This is a genomic window from Companilactobacillus sp. FL22-3, from assembly GCF_054881455.1.
Window position 1 is genome coordinate 68,901 of the sequence record NZ_JBTYYZ010000011.1, and the last position, 15,469, is coordinate 84,369.

At 38.7% G+C, this 15,469-nt stretch carries 14 protein-coding genes, 26 tRNA genes and 1 rRNA gene; 5 read left to right on the forward strand and 36 right to left on the reverse strand.

What is annotated here, in order from left to right; genetic code table 11:
• Positions 1-57 precede the first annotated feature (57 nt).
• Positions 58-819, forward strand: a complete 762-nt coding sequence (locus tag ACYT32_RS10675; RefSeq protein ID WP_395266208.1) for an exodeoxyribonuclease III — start codon at positions 58-60, stop codon at positions 817-819.
• A 3-nt stretch (positions 820-822) separates the two neighbouring features.
• Entirely contained in the window at positions 823-1,359 is a 537-nt protein-coding gene (locus tag ACYT32_RS10680) for a 3'-5' exonuclease (RefSeq protein WP_395266209.1), read from the forward strand.
• Here the strand turns inward: ACYT32_RS10680 and ACYT32_RS10685 are convergent.
• Genes ACYT32_RS10685 through ACYT32_RS10700 form a run of 4 tightly spaced genes read right to left on the reverse strand, consistent with a single transcriptional unit; the run spans position 1,356 to position 3,957 of the window.
• Positions 1,356-1,820, reverse strand: coding sequence for a GNAT family N-acetyltransferase (locus ACYT32_RS10685; protein WP_395266210.1), 465 nt, complete (start codon positions 1,818-1,820; stop codon positions 1,356-1,358). The genes ACYT32_RS10680 and ACYT32_RS10685 overlap by 4 nt on opposite strands.
• Positions 1,817-2,278 (reverse strand): tRNA (adenosine(37)-N6)-threonylcarbamoyltransferase complex ATPase subunit type 1 TsaE, encoded by a 462-nt coding sequence (gene tsaE / locus ACYT32_RS10690; RefSeq protein ID WP_395266211.1) that lies wholly within the window; start codon positions 2,276-2,278, stop codon positions 1,817-1,819. The genes ACYT32_RS10685 and tsaE overlap by 4 nt, the downstream gene beginning before the upstream one ends.
• 15 nt (positions 2,279-2,293) lie before the next feature.
• Positions 2,294-3,262, reverse strand: a complete 969-nt coding sequence (gene pta, locus ACYT32_RS10695) for a phosphate acetyltransferase (RefSeq protein WP_395266212.1) — start codon at positions 3,260-3,262, stop codon at positions 2,294-2,296.
• Positions 3,262-3,957, reverse strand: a complete 696-nt coding sequence (locus tag ACYT32_RS10700; protein ID WP_395266213.1) for a uracil-DNA glycosylase — start codon at positions 3,955-3,957, stop codon at positions 3,262-3,264. Before ACYT32_RS10700 ends, pta begins: the two co-directional genes overlap by 1 nt.
• An 82-nt stretch (positions 3,958-4,039) precedes the next feature.
• On the opposite strand from ACYT32_RS10700, the gene ACYT32_RS10705 reads away from it, so the two are divergent.
• Both ACYT32_RS10705 and ACYT32_RS10710 read left to right on the forward strand, forming a co-directional pair.
• Positions 4,040-4,921 (forward strand): Cof-type HAD-IIB family hydrolase, encoded by an 882-nt coding sequence (locus tag ACYT32_RS10705; protein WP_395266214.1) that lies wholly within the window; start codon positions 4,040-4,042, stop codon positions 4,919-4,921.
• The gene (locus ACYT32_RS10710; protein ID WP_395266216.1) at positions 4,921-5,469 is read left to right on the forward strand and encodes a hypothetical protein; all 549 of its coding nucleotides are present in this window, start codon (positions 4,921-4,923) and stop codon (positions 5,467-5,469) included. The genes ACYT32_RS10705 and ACYT32_RS10710 overlap by 1 nt, the downstream gene beginning before the upstream one ends.
• A gap of 128 nt (positions 5,470-5,597) precedes the next feature.
• On the opposite strand, the gene ACYT32_RS10715 is transcribed toward ACYT32_RS10710, so the two are convergent.
• From ACYT32_RS10715 to ACYT32_RS10735, 5 genes are all read right to left on the reverse strand, one after another.
• Positions 5,598-7,925 (reverse strand): glycosyl hydrolase family 65 protein, encoded by a 2,328-nt coding sequence (locus tag ACYT32_RS10715; protein ID WP_395266217.1) that lies wholly within the window; start codon positions 7,923-7,925, stop codon positions 5,598-5,600.
• Positions 7,926-7,940: 15 nt separating this feature from the next.
• Positions 7,941-9,458, reverse strand: a complete 1,518-nt coding sequence (locus tag ACYT32_RS10720) for a PTS transporter subunit EIIC (RefSeq protein ID WP_395266218.1) — start codon at positions 9,456-9,458, stop codon at positions 7,941-7,943.
• A gap of 28 nt (positions 9,459-9,486) precedes the next feature.
• Positions 9,487-10,191: a trehalose operon repressor gene (gene treR, locus ACYT32_RS10725; RefSeq protein ID WP_395266219.1), complete on the reverse strand. Its 705-nt coding sequence runs from the start codon at positions 10,189-10,191 to the stop codon at positions 9,487-9,489.
• Between the two features lie 350 nt (positions 10,192-10,541).
• Entirely contained in the window at positions 10,542-11,114 is a 573-nt protein-coding gene (locus ACYT32_RS10730) for a GNAT family N-acetyltransferase (RefSeq protein ID WP_395266220.1), read from the reverse strand.
• A gap of 276 nt (positions 11,115-11,390) precedes the next feature.
• The gene (locus tag ACYT32_RS10735) at positions 11,391-11,882 is read right to left on the reverse strand and encodes a TetR/AcrR family transcriptional regulator (protein WP_395266221.1); all 492 of its coding nucleotides are present in this window, start codon (positions 11,880-11,882) and stop codon (positions 11,391-11,393) included.
• Positions 11,883-12,099: 217 nt separating this feature from the next.
• On the opposite strand from ACYT32_RS10735, the gene ACYT32_RS10740 reads away from it, so the two are divergent.
• Complete coding sequence (locus ACYT32_RS10740) at positions 12,100-12,597, forward strand: hypothetical protein (protein WP_395266222.1); 498 nt, start codon at positions 12,100-12,102, stop codon at positions 12,595-12,597.
• Positions 12,598-12,806: 209 nt separating this feature from the next.
• Here ACYT32_RS10740 and ACYT32_RS10745 read toward each other — a convergent pair.
• The 27 genes from ACYT32_RS10745 to rrf form a co-directional block, all read right to left on the reverse strand.
• Positions 12,807-12,890, reverse strand: a tRNA-Leu gene (locus ACYT32_RS10745).
• A 33-nt stretch (positions 12,891-12,923) separates the two neighbouring features.
• A tRNA-Cys gene (locus ACYT32_RS10750) sits at positions 12,924-12,994 on the reverse strand.
• A 19-nt stretch (positions 12,995-13,013) separates the two neighbouring features.
• A tRNA-Gln gene (locus tag ACYT32_RS10755) sits at positions 13,014-13,085 on the reverse strand.
• 8 nt (positions 13,086-13,093) lie between these two features.
• Positions 13,094-13,166 (reverse strand) — tRNA-His (locus ACYT32_RS10760).
• An 18-nt stretch (positions 13,167-13,184) separates the two neighbouring features.
• Positions 13,185-13,255, reverse strand: a tRNA-Trp gene (locus ACYT32_RS10765).
• Between the two features lie 4 nt (positions 13,256-13,259).
• Positions 13,260-13,342 (reverse strand) — tRNA-Tyr (locus ACYT32_RS10770).
• A gap of 4 nt (positions 13,343-13,346) precedes the next feature.
• Positions 13,347-13,419 (reverse strand) — tRNA-Phe (locus ACYT32_RS10775).
• A gap of 6 nt (positions 13,420-13,425) precedes the next feature.
• Positions 13,426-13,499, reverse strand: a tRNA-Asp gene (locus ACYT32_RS10780).
• A 24-nt stretch (positions 13,500-13,523) separates the two neighbouring features.
• Positions 13,524-13,597, reverse strand: a tRNA-Met gene (locus tag ACYT32_RS10785).
• A 32-nt stretch (positions 13,598-13,629) separates the two neighbouring features.
• Positions 13,630-13,719: transfer RNA gene (locus ACYT32_RS10790), tRNA-Ser, on the reverse strand.
• 48 nt (positions 13,720-13,767) lie between these two features.
• Positions 13,768-13,839, reverse strand: a tRNA-Glu gene (locus ACYT32_RS10795).
• 7 nt (positions 13,840-13,846) lie between these two features.
• A tRNA-Ser gene (locus tag ACYT32_RS10800) sits at positions 13,847-13,934 on the reverse strand.
• A gap of 8 nt (positions 13,935-13,942) precedes the next feature.
• Positions 13,943-14,017 (reverse strand) — tRNA-Ile (locus ACYT32_RS10805).
• Between the two features lie 13 nt (positions 14,018-14,030).
• Positions 14,031-14,101 (reverse strand) — tRNA-Gly (locus ACYT32_RS10810).
• A 48-nt stretch (positions 14,102-14,149) separates the two neighbouring features.
• Positions 14,150-14,223: transfer RNA gene (locus ACYT32_RS10815), tRNA-Asp, on the reverse strand.
• 25 nt (positions 14,224-14,248) lie between these two features.
• Positions 14,249-14,322: transfer RNA gene (locus tag ACYT32_RS10820), tRNA-Met, on the reverse strand.
• 34 nt (positions 14,323-14,356) lie between these two features.
• Positions 14,357-14,430, reverse strand: a tRNA-Ile gene (locus tag ACYT32_RS10825).
• Between the two features lie 8 nt (positions 14,431-14,438).
• Positions 14,439-14,512, reverse strand: a tRNA-Met gene (locus tag ACYT32_RS10830).
• 41 nt (positions 14,513-14,553) lie between these two features.
• A tRNA-Pro gene (locus tag ACYT32_RS10835) sits at positions 14,554-14,627 on the reverse strand.
• Between the two features lie 10 nt (positions 14,628-14,637).
• Positions 14,638-14,711, reverse strand: a tRNA-Arg gene (locus tag ACYT32_RS10840).
• A 13-nt stretch (positions 14,712-14,724) separates the two neighbouring features.
• A tRNA-Leu gene (locus ACYT32_RS10845) sits at positions 14,725-14,810 on the reverse strand.
• 14 nt (positions 14,811-14,824) lie between these two features.
• Positions 14,825-14,896, reverse strand: a tRNA-Gly gene (locus ACYT32_RS10850).
• A gap of 4 nt (positions 14,897-14,900) precedes the next feature.
• Positions 14,901-14,973 (reverse strand) — tRNA-Thr (locus ACYT32_RS10855).
• A 60-nt stretch (positions 14,974-15,033) separates the two neighbouring features.
• Positions 15,034-15,116, reverse strand: a tRNA-Leu gene (locus ACYT32_RS10860).
• A 23-nt stretch (positions 15,117-15,139) separates the two neighbouring features.
• Positions 15,140-15,212 (reverse strand) — tRNA-Lys (locus tag ACYT32_RS10865).
• Between the two features lie 6 nt (positions 15,213-15,218).
• Positions 15,219-15,291, reverse strand: a tRNA-Val gene (locus tag ACYT32_RS10870).
• Between the two features lie 11 nt (positions 15,292-15,302).
• A 5S ribosomal RNA gene (gene rrf, locus ACYT32_RS10875) occupies positions 15,303-15,419 on the reverse strand.
• Positions 15,420-15,469 lie beyond the last annotated feature (50 nt).

Below are 15,469 nucleotides of genomic sequence, written 5' to 3' on the forward strand. Positions count from 1 at the left end.
GCCCATAACGAACTAACTGGTATCACAATAATGCTATAATTATGGCGAGGTGATGTTATGAAACTTATATCTTGGAACGTCAACGGCTTGAGAGCTGTAGTCAAAAAAGATTTTATGGAAACTTTTCAAAGTTTAGATGCTGATATCTTCAGTATTCAAGAGACTAAACTACAAGAAGGTCAGATTGATTTAGACTTACCCGGTTATCATCAATACTTCTTTTATGCTCAAAAAAAGGGTTACTCTGGTACAGCAATTTTCACTAAACAAGAACCTCTGAACGTTACAACGGGATTGGATATTTCAGAATTTGATGACGAAGGCCGAACGATAACTTTAGAATTTCCAGATTTTTATTTGATCAACAGTTACACGCCTAACTCACAACCAAAACTTAAAAGAATCGATTATCGGATGCGTTATGACGATGCTCTGAGAGATTATATGTTAAAATTATCCGCTGATAAGCCAGTTGTTCTCTGCGGCGATTTAAACGTTGCCCATGAGGAAATCGACTTAAAAAATCCCCAATCAAATCACAAGAATCCGGGCTTCTCTGACCAGGAACGGGAAAAATTCACCGAATTACTCAAGAGTGGATTTACCGACAGTTTCAGATTTCTACATCCCGAAACAATCAAGTATTCTTGGTGGAGCTACCGTTTCAATGCTCGGAAAAATAATGCTGGTTGGCGAATCGATTATTTCGTAGTTTCAAACAATGGACAGAACCTGATCAAAAGCGCCGATATTTTGAATGATATTTACGGTTCTGATCATTGTCCGATTGAATTAGATCTAAATATTAAGGAGAACTAATTAATGAATTTTGTCTCAATGGATTTTGAAACGGCTAATGGCAGTCGCAGCAGTGCTTGTTCTTTAGCCTTGGTCCTTGTTCGTGACAGTAAAATTGTCGACAGCTTTTACACCTTGATCAATCCGCAAGAATATTTCAGTCCCCGCAATATCCAAATTCATCATATTAGACCAGAAGATGTGGCGGACGCTCCAACTTTTGACCAAGTTTGGCCGCACATTAACACACTCTTTGATAATGGACACTTAGTGGCTGCTCATAATGCTAGTTTCGACAATAGTGTGCTAAAAAATACCTTATCAAATTACGGAATCATGGTTCCCAAGTATCTGACGATCGATACTTTACGAACAAGTCGCAAATTTTATCCACAATTTCCAAATCACAAATTAAATACCGTTTCTGATGCCTTGAACATCGACTTGAGAAATCACCACAATGCGCTTGCTGATAGCGTTGCTTGTGCGGAAATCCTCTTGAGAACTGAACAAGAATTTGGAACCGAACAAATAAAAAAGATGGTTAAGCTAACAAGCTAAACCATCTTTTTCATTTGATAAGTTTTTTCTGTTTCCGATTCAATCGTAAAACCAAATTTTTGATACAAATGAATTGCTACTGAATTGTCTTTATATACTTCTAAAATAATTGTTTGTAGTTCCGATTCTGCAGCCCAATCCAAGGCATCTTCTAACAAATACGTTGCGATACCGTTATGCCAAAATTCTTTGTCAACTACCACACCGAATTCGGCCTCTTGAGCACTGACTTTCTCTAAGCGGCAAAAACCAATAATTTGCTCATCTAATTGTGCCACAATCAATTCATCAGTCACAGAGTCAAAAATCTCTGCCAATGAATCAGCCTCTGCTTGAACTGAAACATCCTTAATATCATCAAATATAATGAAATCACTCTGCTGACTAGCTTTTTTGAGAAAATCCAATAATGATTTGGCATCTGCCGGAATTGCTTCTCGTAATTTTAATTGATCACTCATTTTAAATCACCAAAGCCACGATCATTGAAGGCTTCACCATGAAGCTTGAAAACAATCTCTCGTTTAGTGTCGGACAGACGTTTGATATTGATCGACAAATGGTCATCAGGAATCTCATCTTTAATAAACTGAGGCCATTCAACGATGGTTACACCGTTGCCATGGAAGTATTCATCAAAACCTAAATCTTCATCAGGACTACTTTCTAGACGATACGCATCCATATGGTAAAGTGGCATTTTGCCATCGTTGTATTCACGAATCAAGGTAAATGTGGGACTCTTAACATTACGTTTGATGCCCAAACCACGTGCTAATCCACGCGTCAATGTCGTTTTGCCAACACCTAAGTCGCCATTTAAAACAATGACATCCCCTGGCTGCAACAAAGCGGCAATCTTTTCGCCCAATTTTTCAGTTTCTTCATATGAGTTCGTTGTTAATTGATATTCAGGCATGGTTCCTCCTTAATTCTAAAGTGCTAAAGCAGCAGTTAGAATTGCTGACTTATAGACATCTTCTTCAACACAGCCACGTGATAAGTCAGAAATTGGCTTAGCAAGTCCTTGTAAAACAGGTCCGATGGCTTCAAAGCCACCGAATCTTTGGGCAATTTTAACCCCGATATTACCAGATTGAAGTTCTGGGAAGACAAAAACATTTGCATGTCCGGCAACATTTGAGCCCGGAGCTTTTTGAGCAGCAACAGTTGGTACAAAGGCCGCATCAAATTGAAGTTCACCATCTAATGGCAAATCTGGTGCTAATTCTTGAGCAATCTTTGTAGCTTGAGCTACTTTAGTTACTTCATCGCTCTTAGCGCTACCCTTAGTTGAAAAGCTTAACATAGCAACTTTAGGGTCGATATCGAATAGTTGAGCATTATTAGCCGTTTGCACAGCAATTTCAGCTAATTCTTGAGCATTAGGGTTAATATTGATTGCACAATCGGCAAATAGATATCTTTCGTCGCCTTTTTGCACAATGAAAGAACCACTGATACGAGAATTGCCTGGTGCAGTCTTAACAATTTGCAAAGCAGGTCTAACAGTATCACCAGTTGAATGAATTGCTCCAGATACCATTCCATCAGCTTTATCAAGATAAACTAACATGGTACCAAAGTAATTGCTGTCTAGTAACATTGTTTCAGCTTGTTCTTTGGTGTTTTTACCTTTACGACGTTCAACAAATTTATCCACCATCGTGTCAAAATCGGCATAATTCTTAGGATCAATAATTTCAATACCAGTTAAATCAAATGACTTTTCGTCTGCAATTTTGTTAATTTCAGTTTCATTCCCAATTAAAATTGGTTGGAGAATGTTTTCTTTCTTTAGTCGAGTTGCGGCCCCCAAGATTCTAGGTTCTTCACCTTCTGGGAAAACAATTGTTAAATTTTTCCCGTCAATTTTACTTTTTAGGCTTTCAAATAAATCCATTACTTTTCCTCCGTTTCATCGGCACGTTCTGGTAATTGCCAATTAATTACTTCTTCATTATAGTTTAAAAGCGCTTTATTTGCTCTAGAAAATGGCTTAGAACCGAAGAATCCATAGCGAGCCGCGAAGGGACTGGGATGGGTCGAGGAAATAATCGTATTTTTTGATTCATCAATTAAAGGAATTTTGCTTTTTGCAGCATTGCCCCACAATAAGAAGACCACGCCACCACGTTCTGATAAGGCTTGAATCGCATAGTCAGTCAACTTTTCCCAACCGTGTCCTTTATGCGAATTGGCTTGACCTCTTCTAACTGTCAAAACCGAGTTCAACAATAATACACCCTGTTGAGCCCAAGCTTTTAGATAACCGTGATTGACAGGAGTACAGCCCTCATCATCTTGTAATTCTTTGTAGATATTGCGCAGAGATGGTGGTATTGTCACACCAGGTGCAACTGCAAAACTACAACCGATGGCTTGATTAGGTTCGTGATAAGGATCTTGTCCCAAGATAACTACCTTAGTATCCGAAAATGGTGTCCAGTCAAATGCTTGATATATCTTATGCATCTCTGGATATATCGTTTGGGTATTATATTCATTAACCAAAAATTCTCGTAATTCTTCATAATATGGCTTGTCGAATTCTCCATTCAACACTTCTTGCCAATCATTTTTTATTAAGGTTTTCAAATTTACACCTGCCTGTTTTAAAATAAATCACCTAAAATATGGTAACATTCACTTATAGCATAACGCACTCGGAGGGAACTTTATGATTAAATTGATTGCATCCGATATGGATGGCACATTGTTAAATGAAAAAATGGAAGTTTCAGATCGCAATATTCAAGCAATTAAAGATGCCGAAAAAAATGGCATTGAATTTCTAATTGCTACTGGCCGCGGGTTAAGTGAAGCCAAACCTTTCTTACAAAATCATGTTCACCCTGGTTTCATAACCTTAAACGGAGCCGAAGTTTTCGATACCAAAGGTCAGATGATCTCAAGTAATCCCTTGTCTAAATCATCTCAAAAAGCCGTTACCGAAATTTTTAATAAATATCATGTCTACTTTGAAATCGTTACTGATAAAGGTATTTTTTCAAACGACCGTGAAGCACGAGTAACTAATTTAGCCAATTTGCTAGTTAAACTTAATCCTGGCACCACTTACAAACAAGCCTTAAAAGATACCCAGGAACGGGTTAAAATGATGCCAATGAATTTTGTTGATAGCTTTGACAATATTCTTAATAATGATTCTTACAAGATCATGAAGCTAATTGGTTTCAATGAACACCAATATAAAGTCCTCGCCCCATTAAAAAAAGAAATTACTAAGAAGGTTAAAGACGTCGTCGTCACATCTTCTTCACCAAATAACGTAGAAGTTAATAGTATTGATGCTCAAAAGGGAATTGCCCTTTTACAATACGCCGACAACAAGAATATTTTACCAGAAGAAATTATGGCTATCGGTGATAATCTCAATGATTATTCGATGATTCGCGATGCTGGAACTGGTGTTGCTATGGCTAATGCCATCCCTGCCATTAAAGAACTTGCTCAAGTTGAAACTGACAGTAATATCAACGATGGTGTCGCTAAAATTATCGAGAAAACTATCGCTGATAATCAGAAACAGGGTCAATAATGGAACTCTACATTCGAAAAGCAGATCTAGCTGTTGGTAATATTCTGGTTATCGCAAATCAAAATAAGGAAACCACTTTTATTGCTTCTCGTGACAAAGACAATCCTTTTTTGATCAAATTGTACAATCGCTTAAATACGTTAATTGGTGAAATCAAATTAAAAAATAATTTTTTGAAGATTTACTCCATTGAAATAAATGGCGAAGAAAAAGCTACCATCAACGCCCTACCGATGATTGATTTGAAGTACGTTTACCTCAGCAAGGCCAATTGGAATGTGGTTGGTGATTTAGTCAATTCAGATTACCACGTGACCAAAGGTGGTCAAGAGATCTTGAAGGTACAACCAACTATTTTAAGTCAGGGCCATCCTGGGTTAGAATTGATCTTCGAAAATATGGACGATGGACCGATGGGAACTCTTCTTGCAATTTTCTTGGATAAATACATCAAACTACCGATATTGGCGCCAAAAACTGACTTGGATAAATTGGAAATGAAATCAAAAATGTCCTATTTGAATAATTTTAAAAATAAATGCGAATAAAACTTAACCTATACCTCCAAAGTTATCACGACTTTGGAGGTATTTTTGTGACTAAAATTATCAAAAAAAATCGTGCCAGTAGAATTAATCTACTAACACGATCAAGTATAAAACTATCAGAAACTAAACTAAGCAATCCCAAAAATTTGAGGATCATTTGCCGACAATTCAACTGTTTTTCCCATCACCTTAACTAAAGTTGATTGATCAGCTTCAATCGTCAACTTATCCTTTTGCAAAGTAAAATGATACTTTACACCTTGATAGGTCTGTTTGAAAGCTAAATTAGTCACTTCGTCTGGTAGCTTTGGTTCAACTGTCAACATCTTATCTGACCAATAAACTCCGGCAAGGTCACGCGTTATAACGGTTAGAATTGCTCCCATAACGCCAGTATGAATGCCCTCAGCCGTGGTCCCACCTTGAATATCATCATAATCTGACTTGATGGCCACTTTTAACTTTTCCCAAGCAGCATTACATTCATTAATCGCCATATCGACACTAGCATAAACTGGACGTGAAACTGTTGAACCATGAACAGTCTTGGCCAAATAGTAATCACGATTCTGTAATAACCATTCAGTTGGAAGATGATAACCTAACTTTTCAATCGTTTGCGCCATGGTCTTAATACCAAGGTTATATACCATCATCAAAGTATCAGCTTGTTTATCGACTTGATAATCATCAGCCACTTTTCCTTCGGAAATTAAGATACGGTCGATCCGATGAATATCACCATATTTTTTGGCGTATGCCGGTAAATCTAACTCTTTCAAAGCAAAATAATGATTGTATTGTTCAATTACTCCATCTTCAGTTATATAAAGTGCCAGTTTATGGCTGACTTCAACAGCTTTTTCAAGCAGATTGTCAGTAAAATCAGTCTTTTTAGCAATTTTGACAAAATCTTTAGCCATAGTATCACGTAGTTTTAAAAGCCACGACAAAGACCATGCTAACATCAAATTAGTATATGCATTATCCGACAAACCGCCAGTCTTGGCATTTGGATAAGCTTCATGGAATTCATCTGGACCCATAACTCCCGACAAATGATACTTTTCGCCATCGTATTGCACTTTGTTGAGCCAAAACTTGCTTGTTTCCAGTAGCATCTCCAAGCCACCGTTCAAAAGCAAATCATTATTACCAGTTATTTGAGTATAGCTCCACAAATCGTAGATAATCGCCAAAGACACATGCCGTTGCAGACGTGAATTATCTGGATACCACGTGTTAGACAAGAGGTTGAAGTGAATAAACTGAGCTTGTTCATCTCCAACTGATGCAGATTGCCAAGGATACATTGCGCCAGCTTCTCTTTGCAACTCGGCATTTTTCTGAGCTGCTTTCAAACGCTTAATTCGGTACTTGATTATAGCTTTGGCAGCTTCTGGATCATTAGCCGCATAATAAGGAACCAAGAACAATTCATCCCAAAAGATATGTCCTCTGTAACCTTCACCAGTGAGACCACGCGAACCCACTGAGGCGTCAAAGTCTGGATTAGATTCCTTTTGAGCGGCCTGATGCAGCTGAAAAATATTCAAACGAACTAATTTTTGAATATCCGATTCAGTCGACTTTAAGAAAACATCTGAATCTTGCCAAAATTCTTGCCAATGATTGACACTCGTTTGATAAATATCTGTATAACTGCCCTCTTGCAAATCATTTTGTACTATTGCTAGAAAGTCAGCTGACTCATGACTAGTAGCCACGGACATGATCCGTTCGATCGTAATTGGTTCATTTTTGGATAAATTGACCTGTGCTTGATCGATAACTTTATCTGGCAAATGTAATGTCTTAAAGTCAGCTTTGCTACTAGTTGTCTTTGCCCCAATTGCAAAACTTATTTGGGATTGTAAAGTTTGCCCTTGTAAAATATTGCCATTACCAGCAATTAATTGAAATTCTTGACTATTGAATTTACGATACCGAGCAACGTTTTGATTCTGAATCGCCCCATCAATAATCAATTCGATTTTTACTTGTGCAGAAAAATCTAAGCTTAATTCAATCTTTAGACCAAGTTGATGATATGACACCGGATTACATACTTTCGTCGTCTTCAAAAACAAGTGTCCTTCACCGAGTGAAAATGTTGTTTCTTCAATCAGACAACCATGTTTCATATCCAACTGAGCATGTCTCTGTTGATAAGGCATGATTACCGATTCATTATTAACCGTTAATTTCAATAACTGAGGATTGGGAAAATTAACTAGATCTTCATTGATAACTTGATGACCATTGACGGTTGTACTGGTTTGATTAAATACACCCGCAATATAAAGACCTGGATAATGATCTTCACTATAACGACTAGTCACCGAAGCACCACGCCAACCAAGATAGCCATTGCCTAATGTCAAGAGTGCTTCTTGTCCATATGACTTAGTGCCTGTTGGTACATCTTGATAATCAATTTGCCAATCTTCTGTCATGATATTAGTCTCCTTTTACTTAGTTGCGTCTTTGAAAACATTCTTCTTTTGAGCAGCCTTAACCTTTGCTAAGTCAGCATCACTGTAACCCCAAAAGTAAACACAGATAAAGGAAACAACAATTGTGGCCGCACTAGCAATCACGAAAGCCCAAATATTGTTAGGATTTGTCTTTGAGAAGAATGATGGGAAACCGATCAATGAACCTGTGAAACCAAACATATCAATCTTCATCAATCCGGCGATTAAACCACCGACAGCACCACCGATATTAGCCATCCAGAAGACGTGACCATATTTCAAATTAATACCATACATTGCAGGTTCAGTAACACCGGCATAACCTGATAGAGCACCAGCTAAAGACAAACCTTTGATATCAGCACGTTTTGACTTAACCCAGACGGCTAAAGCACCAGTACCTTGAGCAATCATTGTAAAGTTGATCAAAGCATTCAAAACTGAATGTCCGGTCATTGCGATATCGTTTGAAACAATTGGCACGACCATCCAGTGTAAACCAAAGATAACCAGCACTTGATATAAACCACCGATTACTAATCCAGCAATGGCTTCATTAGTTGTAACTAAGGCATTGATTAGAGTTGCCAAGGCACTTGAAATCAAGGAAATAACTGGTCCCATAACTACTAAAACCGCTGTAGCAACGATAAAGAGTGTAAATAAAGGTTGTAAAATGGAACGAAGACTCAAAGGTAAAACTTTCTTGAGCCAATTACCTACTGGTCTTGCCAACCAAGCAGCGAAGATAATTGGGAAAATTGAGTATGTATACTGTGGGATATGAATTGGTAAACCAAAGAATTCAGCATTCATTGGAATACCTAAGAATGTGGCCATCCCTTTAGTAGGAGCAGCCCAGAGTGCAGCAATAGTTGGATGTACCAAGACACCTGCTATTGCTCCAACAACGATTGGATCTGAACGCAATTGTTTCGCAGCAGAGAATCCAACCAAAATTGGTAAGAAATAAAAGGCCGAATCGCCCATGGCATTAATAATGATATAAGTTGTCGACTTAGTGTTGATCAAATTTAAGTTGAATGTAAATAAAGTTAAGAATCCTTTCAAAATACCAGATGCAGCTAACAATCCAATGATTGGAATCATGGAGCCAGTAATTGTTCCAATTAAAACTTGGAATCCTCTTGCAATCCAACCCCAAAGGTTCTTAGGACGTTCAGCTTTTTGTTCTGTTCCCTCAGTTTCAGCAACAGCTGATTTAGTTGCATCATCGTCCGCAAAACCTGCACCTAATTGTTTGATAACTTCATCGTAAACATCAGTAACGGCTGGTCCAATTACAACTTGATACTGTCCCAAACCCGCATTATATAAAGCACCGGCAACACCATCTAAAGCTGTAATCTTTTCTGTTTGGGCCTTTTTTTCATCTTTTAGATAAAATCTCAAACGAGAAATACAGTGGATAACTTTGTTAATATTTTCGACTCCCCCAACACCAGCAATAATTTCTGATGCTAGAGCGGCGTAATCCTTCTTTTTCGACATATTATTCAACCCCCTTATGTAGTTGACACTAATGGTGTCTTCGTGCAAATTCGACACTGCTAAACTTATCAGCACGATGTCGTGATTCGGTATATGACAATATTCGACTGTCAGTTAAATGAGTTTCACTACGAACGACCACTATCGGAATCGACTGCTCAATTTTCAGATTTTCACAGTCATCGTAATCAGCACTTTCAACCGTAAGATGCTTGACCGCGTAGTCAATCGTCAACCCTAGCTCATCCTCAAAATATTTAAAAAGTGAATCTTGAGCTGCTGTCAACGGAATTTCCTTAACTACCTCTTCACTAACATAATCATAGTCAAGAATCGTGGGCAGTCCGTTAACGATTCGTTCACGGACAACTAAATTGGCATAAATGGCCGGTGATCCAAAAAGCAATCGTTCTGGAACTAAGACATGGTTTTGAATTCTTAAAATACGATTGACTGAACTTAAACCACTATCATTGACAATTTCTTTATAACTTTTAATTGAGGAAACGGGGAACAAGTATCTTTTCTTACTTAATACCAAACTTCCTTTTCCCCGAATAGTCTGAATATAACCTTCGTCAGCTAACAGTTGCATAGCCTTGCGTACCGTTTCCCGGGATACTCGATAACGCATCACTAGTTGTTGATTACTGGGAAGAATCTCTCCAGAACGATATTTTTTGATTTGAATATCATTTAATAAGTCGTGATATATTGTCAGATATTTCTTCATATGCCCTCCAACAATTCCTAGATTACCACAGTTAGTAACCGCTTACACATGCTTGACGAAGCGATAATCGTAAAAACCTAGACAAGTTAGTTGCCAACAGCGCCATAGCCTACAGCTAAACCTAGACAAGTTTTTAAAATATTTTTTTATTATGGCATGAATTGCTAAATATATTATCAGCATAAAGATTCATAGACTTAATTTCAATCAATTATTTAAAAGTCTATTTCAAATTTTTTATATTATTTGACTAATAAAAAAGCATTACCTAGTGATCTTTTAAGATCATCAGATAATGCTTCAAAAGTTACGTTTTGTTTTTAACTTTCCAAGAGTATTTTGGGAAGTATTTAGTCTTTCACAGTTAAGTCATATTGCATATGATCATACAAGTGACTACCAATATACAATTGACCAACTTTCTTAAAGCCAGTCTTTTCATAGACATGTTTGGCTGGATCATTATTTACATCAACGTTCAAGCTTAGAATCTTCTCACCACGTTCACGCACAACTTCAATAAAATGTTGCATCGTTCTAGTTCCGATTCCTTTGCCTTGATAGTCAGGAGCGACCGCGAATGAATCTAAATACCATTCGCCTGGCCAAGCTTCCTTATCGTTGAAGAGATTTTTCTCTTTGATTCCATGCTTATGCATAATTTTAATCAGCGGCTTGTCAATACCATCTTCTTGATCCTCAGGGTAACCGACCATTATGGCAACGATTTTTCCCTCTTGCTCGTTGACTAAGATATTTTCCATCCCGTAACGATAACCTGGTTGGAAAAATCCTTCTTTGATGACTTCTGCCATTTTCTCATCGCCGACTTCTTGAAAAACATCTAATTCCATTTCATCGAAGATTTGAAATAATATCGGTAATATCTGATCGGCATCGTCTTCTTTTGCGTATCTAAACATTTTTTCACCTCGATATATATAATACATGAATTATAATTTTTCTCAAATTTGATTGATATAGACGTAAAAAAGGCAATGATTTGTCCAGAATCATTGCCGAATATTTAAGGCTGTTATCCGTAAATCTCCTTATTTTAATTTTAGAAATAGTTAGATCCATGAAATATTTCATAGTGACCTGACTACTTCTTTATAATAACGAGCCTTCTTTCATTTTTATATAAACAATTTTCTGAAAATGTTCAAATTTGAACATATTCTAAAAACTGTTCAAAATCACTCACTAGTCCCAACATGATACTTCAATAATTGCTTCTGGATAATGTAACTGTCAATCAATAATTCCGTGTTAAACCAGCCCTCGATAATTCCAATATAACCAGTTATCAATTCTGTCTTTACGATTGCCTCTTGCTCATCAGTATATTTCACCAATAAGTCATTCAATAAATCAATTACATTAGCATGTCGCAATGTAAATGCCGTTTGATAATACAAATTTAAACAAAAGATTTTATTATTATTTACATATTCGATGAAATGTTTGATCAAATCCTCAAAACTATTACTGTTAGTCGTTATTTCTTTTAAGATAATCTTTTCAAAAACTTCCTGATAAATATTTTCAATTGTTTCAAAATTATAATAAATCGTTCCCCGATTAACCCCTGCACATTTTGCTAATTCTACGATCGTAAAATTGTCTACTCGACCTTTGGATAGCTCTTTATAAACTGTCTGAATCAGTAAGGTAGCAGTCTGTTTCATCAAATAATCTCCTTTGTAATTTTTATGTCGTAATAATAACAAAGTGAAATTTTTTTAGAAACAAGTTTTTGACGATTTTTAATTTAATTTATTATGGTAATTTGACCACACTATAAATAAAAAGTTAAAAGTTATCAAATTATAATTGTTCATTTTTCTTCTATAGACATCATAGTTAGATTTATACTTTGGCAAAAGAGATCTTAGGAGGGAGATTATGAATCGCAAACAAATTGCTCTATTAACCGGTATATTGCTTTTATCAAACATTTCCATCAGTAATACTAACCAAGCCGAAAACATCGTTAGCACGGCTGTTAGAGCCTCTAAAACAAAAAGAAAAAAGACTTCTGATAAGTATCCTGACATATCAAATAAATTAGACTTAACTTCCATGGAACAGTATGAAAGTGTTGATTTATTTATGAATGTGACCTTAAAGAACTTTTATATTAGAGACCTCGCCTTAACTAATACTGACGAATACACTCTCCTATTGGCTCCAATCAAGAGTAGTGATCAGTACTTTTTGGTTACCGGACAAACAAATTATCACTTAAAAAAAGGTCAAAAAATATCGGTAGAAGGTTTTCTCAATGGTAAAACATCAATCACTGCTGACCAAGTTAAACTTGGACTCAATCAAAAATACTTAAATCGAGAAGTCGTCTCGATGATGGCTGACAAAATTCTTTTATCCAAGATAAATAATTAGCTTGATTTGAAAGTCTAAAGTAAAGTTTTTGATTTTCAGTTTTGAAGTAAAAAGGTGTGCAGAAAATGTGCAAAATTATAAAAAAGCATGCAAATACCCAGACCACTTGGTAATTGGTTTTGAGACAGAAAAAAAGCTCTAATCGCTGATATAACAACGATTAGAGCTAACTGATATTTGATTTTGCAAAGGCTTGAAAAACCAATTAATACCGGTGATCGGGGTCGAACCGATACTCCCTAGTGGGAACAGGATTTTGAATCCTGCGCGTCTGCCAATTCCGCCACACCGGCATATTAATACCGTGATTACTTAAGCATAACCAAAGGCGGTAACCGGATTTGAACCGGTGATGAAGGTTTTGCAGACCTCTGCCTTACCACTTGGCTATACCGCCATATTCAATTTTAAAACAATTGGGTTAGCTGGATTCGAACCAGCGCATGATGGAGTCAAAGTCCACTGCCTTACCGCTTGGCTATAACCCAATAATAAGGGCGGTATGTGGGAGTCGAACCCACGTGTGCCGGTGCCACAAACCGGTGTGTTAACCACTTCACCAATACCGCCATGATAAAAGGTAGAAACAGGGATAGTAGGAATTGAACCCACACCGACGGTTTTGGAGACCGTAGTTCTACCTTTAAACTATATCCCTAATATGGAGGGGAGTGGATTCGAACCACCGAACCCGAAGGAGCGGATTTACAGTCCGCCGCGTTTAGCCAGACTTCGCTACCCCTCCAAAATGGCGCGGGACGGAATCGAACCGCCGACACATGGAGCTTCAATCCATTGCTCTACCAACTGAGCTACCGAGCCATTTAACGGTCCCTGCGGGAATCGAACCCGCGATCTCCTGCGTGACAGGCAGGCGTCCTAACCAACTAGACCAAGGAACCAAATTTAATTCTTAATGAAGCTAATTGCGGGAGCAGGATTTGAACCTACGACCTTCGGGTTATGAGCCCGACGAGCTACCAGACTGCTCCATCCCGCGATAATAAAAAGTAAATCAACTGTTACCCACTAAGGAGGATGTGGGATTCGAACCCACGCGCCGCTTTCGCGACCTGACGGTTTTCAAGACCGTTCCCTTAAGCCGGACTTGGGTAATCCTCCATTGCTTAAATAGTAAATCTATATAACTAAATGATGCTTTCACATCAATGACCCCTACGGGATTTGAACCCATGTTACCGCCGTGAAAGGGCGGTGTCTTAACCACTTGACCAAGGGGTCATATCTACGGAGAAGGAGGGATTTGAACCCTCGCGCCGCTTACGCGACCTACACCCTTAGCAGGGGCGCCTCTTCAGCCACTTGAGTACTTCTCCAGATATAGTGGGCCTAAATGGACTTGAACCATCGACCTCACGCTTATCAGGCGTGCGCTCTAAACCAGCTGAGCTATAGGCCCATAAAAGTGGCAAAGCGGGTGACGAGAATCGAACTCGCGACAACAGCTTGGAAGGCTGTGGTTTTACCACTAAACTACACCCGCATAATACCTGACGACTACTTCTACCTAGCAAACATATCGATTTGCTAACGGTCCCTGCGGGAATCGAACCCGCGATCTCCTGCGTGACAGGCAGGCGTCCTAACCAACTAGACCAAGGAACCAAATTTTAATTCTTAATAAAACTAATTGCGGGAGCAGGATTTGAACCTACGACCTTCGGGTTATGAGCCCGACGAGCTACCAGACTGCTCCATCCCGCGATAACATTAATAAAATGCAAGGTCCGTGCAATGATGGACCTTGTAGGACTCGAACCTACGACCGAACGGTTATGAGCCGTTTGCTCTAACCAACTGAGCTAAAGGTCCGGAATGAATAGCGGCGGAGGGGATCGAACCCCCGACCTCCCGGGTATGAACCGGACGCTCTAGCCAGCTGAGCTACACCGCCAAAAAATGGGTTTTTTTAAAGCTGGCAATCAATATTGCCTATCGGGAAGACAGGATTCGAACCTGCGACCCCCTGGTCCCAAACCAGGTGCTCTACCAAGCTGAGCCACTTCCCGAAAAAACTAATGCACCTAGTAGGAGTCGAACCTACAACCTTCTGATTCGTAGTCAGACACTCTATCCAATTGCGCTATAGGTGCATATTCATTATAGTGCCGAGGACCGGAATCGAACCGGTACGGTAATTACTTACCGCAGGATTTTAAGTCCTGTGCGTCTGCCAGTTCCGCCACCCCGGCGTTACTATAATGAAAGCGGAAGACGGGATTCGAACCCGCGACCCCCACCATGGCAAGGTGATGTTCTACCACTGAACTACTTCCGCATTATGCCGACTAGAGGATTCGAACCTCCGACCCCCTGTTTACAAGACAGGTGCTCTGCCAACTGAGCTAAGTCGGCATAAAACGATACTTTCATATTTTACTAAATGAAAATCAATATTGCAACAACAATATTGAATACGGGTGAAAGGACTTGAACCTTCATGTCCAATGGACACTAGAACCTAAATCTAGCGCGTCTGCCAATTCCGCCACACCCGCATGGTGTGTATATATGTTGCAAATGAGCCGTGACAGGTTCGAACTGTCGACCCTCTGATTAAAAGTCAGATGCTCTACCAACTGAGCTAACGGCTCATGATATGGAGGATACAGGGATCGAACCTGTGACCTCCTGCTTGTAAGGCAGATGCTCTCCCAGCTGAGCTAATCCTCCATCATGAGACAGCGTAGCGACTCTCTATCCTCGCGGGTAGTTTCCCACCAACTACTTTCGACGCGGAGAAGCTTAACTTCTGTGTTCGGCATGGGAACAGGTGTATCCTTCTCACTATCGTCACTACACTGTATGATACTCGTACCTTCAAAACTAGATATTAAGTTAATGAATTATT

Bases quoted from the DNA above. Each gene is read 5' to 3' on its own strand.
- ACYT32_RS10675 (WP_395266208.1), top strand. From the start codon at position 58: ATGAAACTTATATCTTGGAACGTCAACGGCTTGAGAGCTGTAGTCAAA.
- ACYT32_RS10680 (WP_395266209.1), top strand. From the start codon at position 823: ATGAATTTTGTCTCAATGGATTTTGAAACGGCTAATGGCAGTCGCAGC.
- ACYT32_RS10685 (WP_395266210.1), bottom strand. From the start codon at position 1,820: ATGAGTGATCAATTAAAATTACGAGAAGCAATTCCGGCAGATGCCAAA.
- tsaE (WP_395266211.1), bottom strand. From the start codon at position 2,278: ATGCCTGAATATCAATTAACAACGAACTCATATGAAGAAACTGAAAAA.
- pta (WP_395266212.1), bottom strand. From the start codon at position 3,262: ATGGATTTATTTGAAAGCCTAAAAAGTAAAATTGACGGGAAAAATTTA.
- ACYT32_RS10705 (WP_395266214.1), top strand. From the start codon at position 4,040: ATGATTAAATTGATTGCATCCGATATGGATGGCACATTGTTAAATGAA.
- ACYT32_RS10710 (WP_395266216.1), top strand. From the start codon at position 4,921: ATGGAACTCTACATTCGAAAAGCAGATCTAGCTGTTGGTAATATTCTG.
- ACYT32_RS10715 (WP_395266217.1), bottom strand. From the start codon at position 7,925: ATGACAGAAGATTGGCAAATTGATTATCAAGATGTACCAACAGGCACT.
- ACYT32_RS10720 (WP_395266218.1), bottom strand. From the start codon at position 9,458: ATGTCGAAAAAGAAGGATTACGCCGCTCTAGCATCAGAAATTATTGCT.
- treR (WP_395266219.1), bottom strand. From the start codon at position 10,191: ATGAAGAAATATCTGACAATATATCACGACTTATTAAATGATATTCAA.
- ACYT32_RS10730 (WP_395266220.1), bottom strand. From the start codon at position 11,114: ATGTTTAGATACGCAAAAGAAGACGATGCCGATCAGATATTACCGATA.
- ACYT32_RS10735 (WP_395266221.1), bottom strand. From the start codon at position 11,882: ATGAAACAGACTGCTACCTTACTGATTCAGACAGTTTATAAAGAGCTA.
- ACYT32_RS10740 (WP_395266222.1), top strand. From the start codon at position 12,100: ATGAATCGCAAACAAATTGCTCTATTAACCGGTATATTGCTTTTATCA.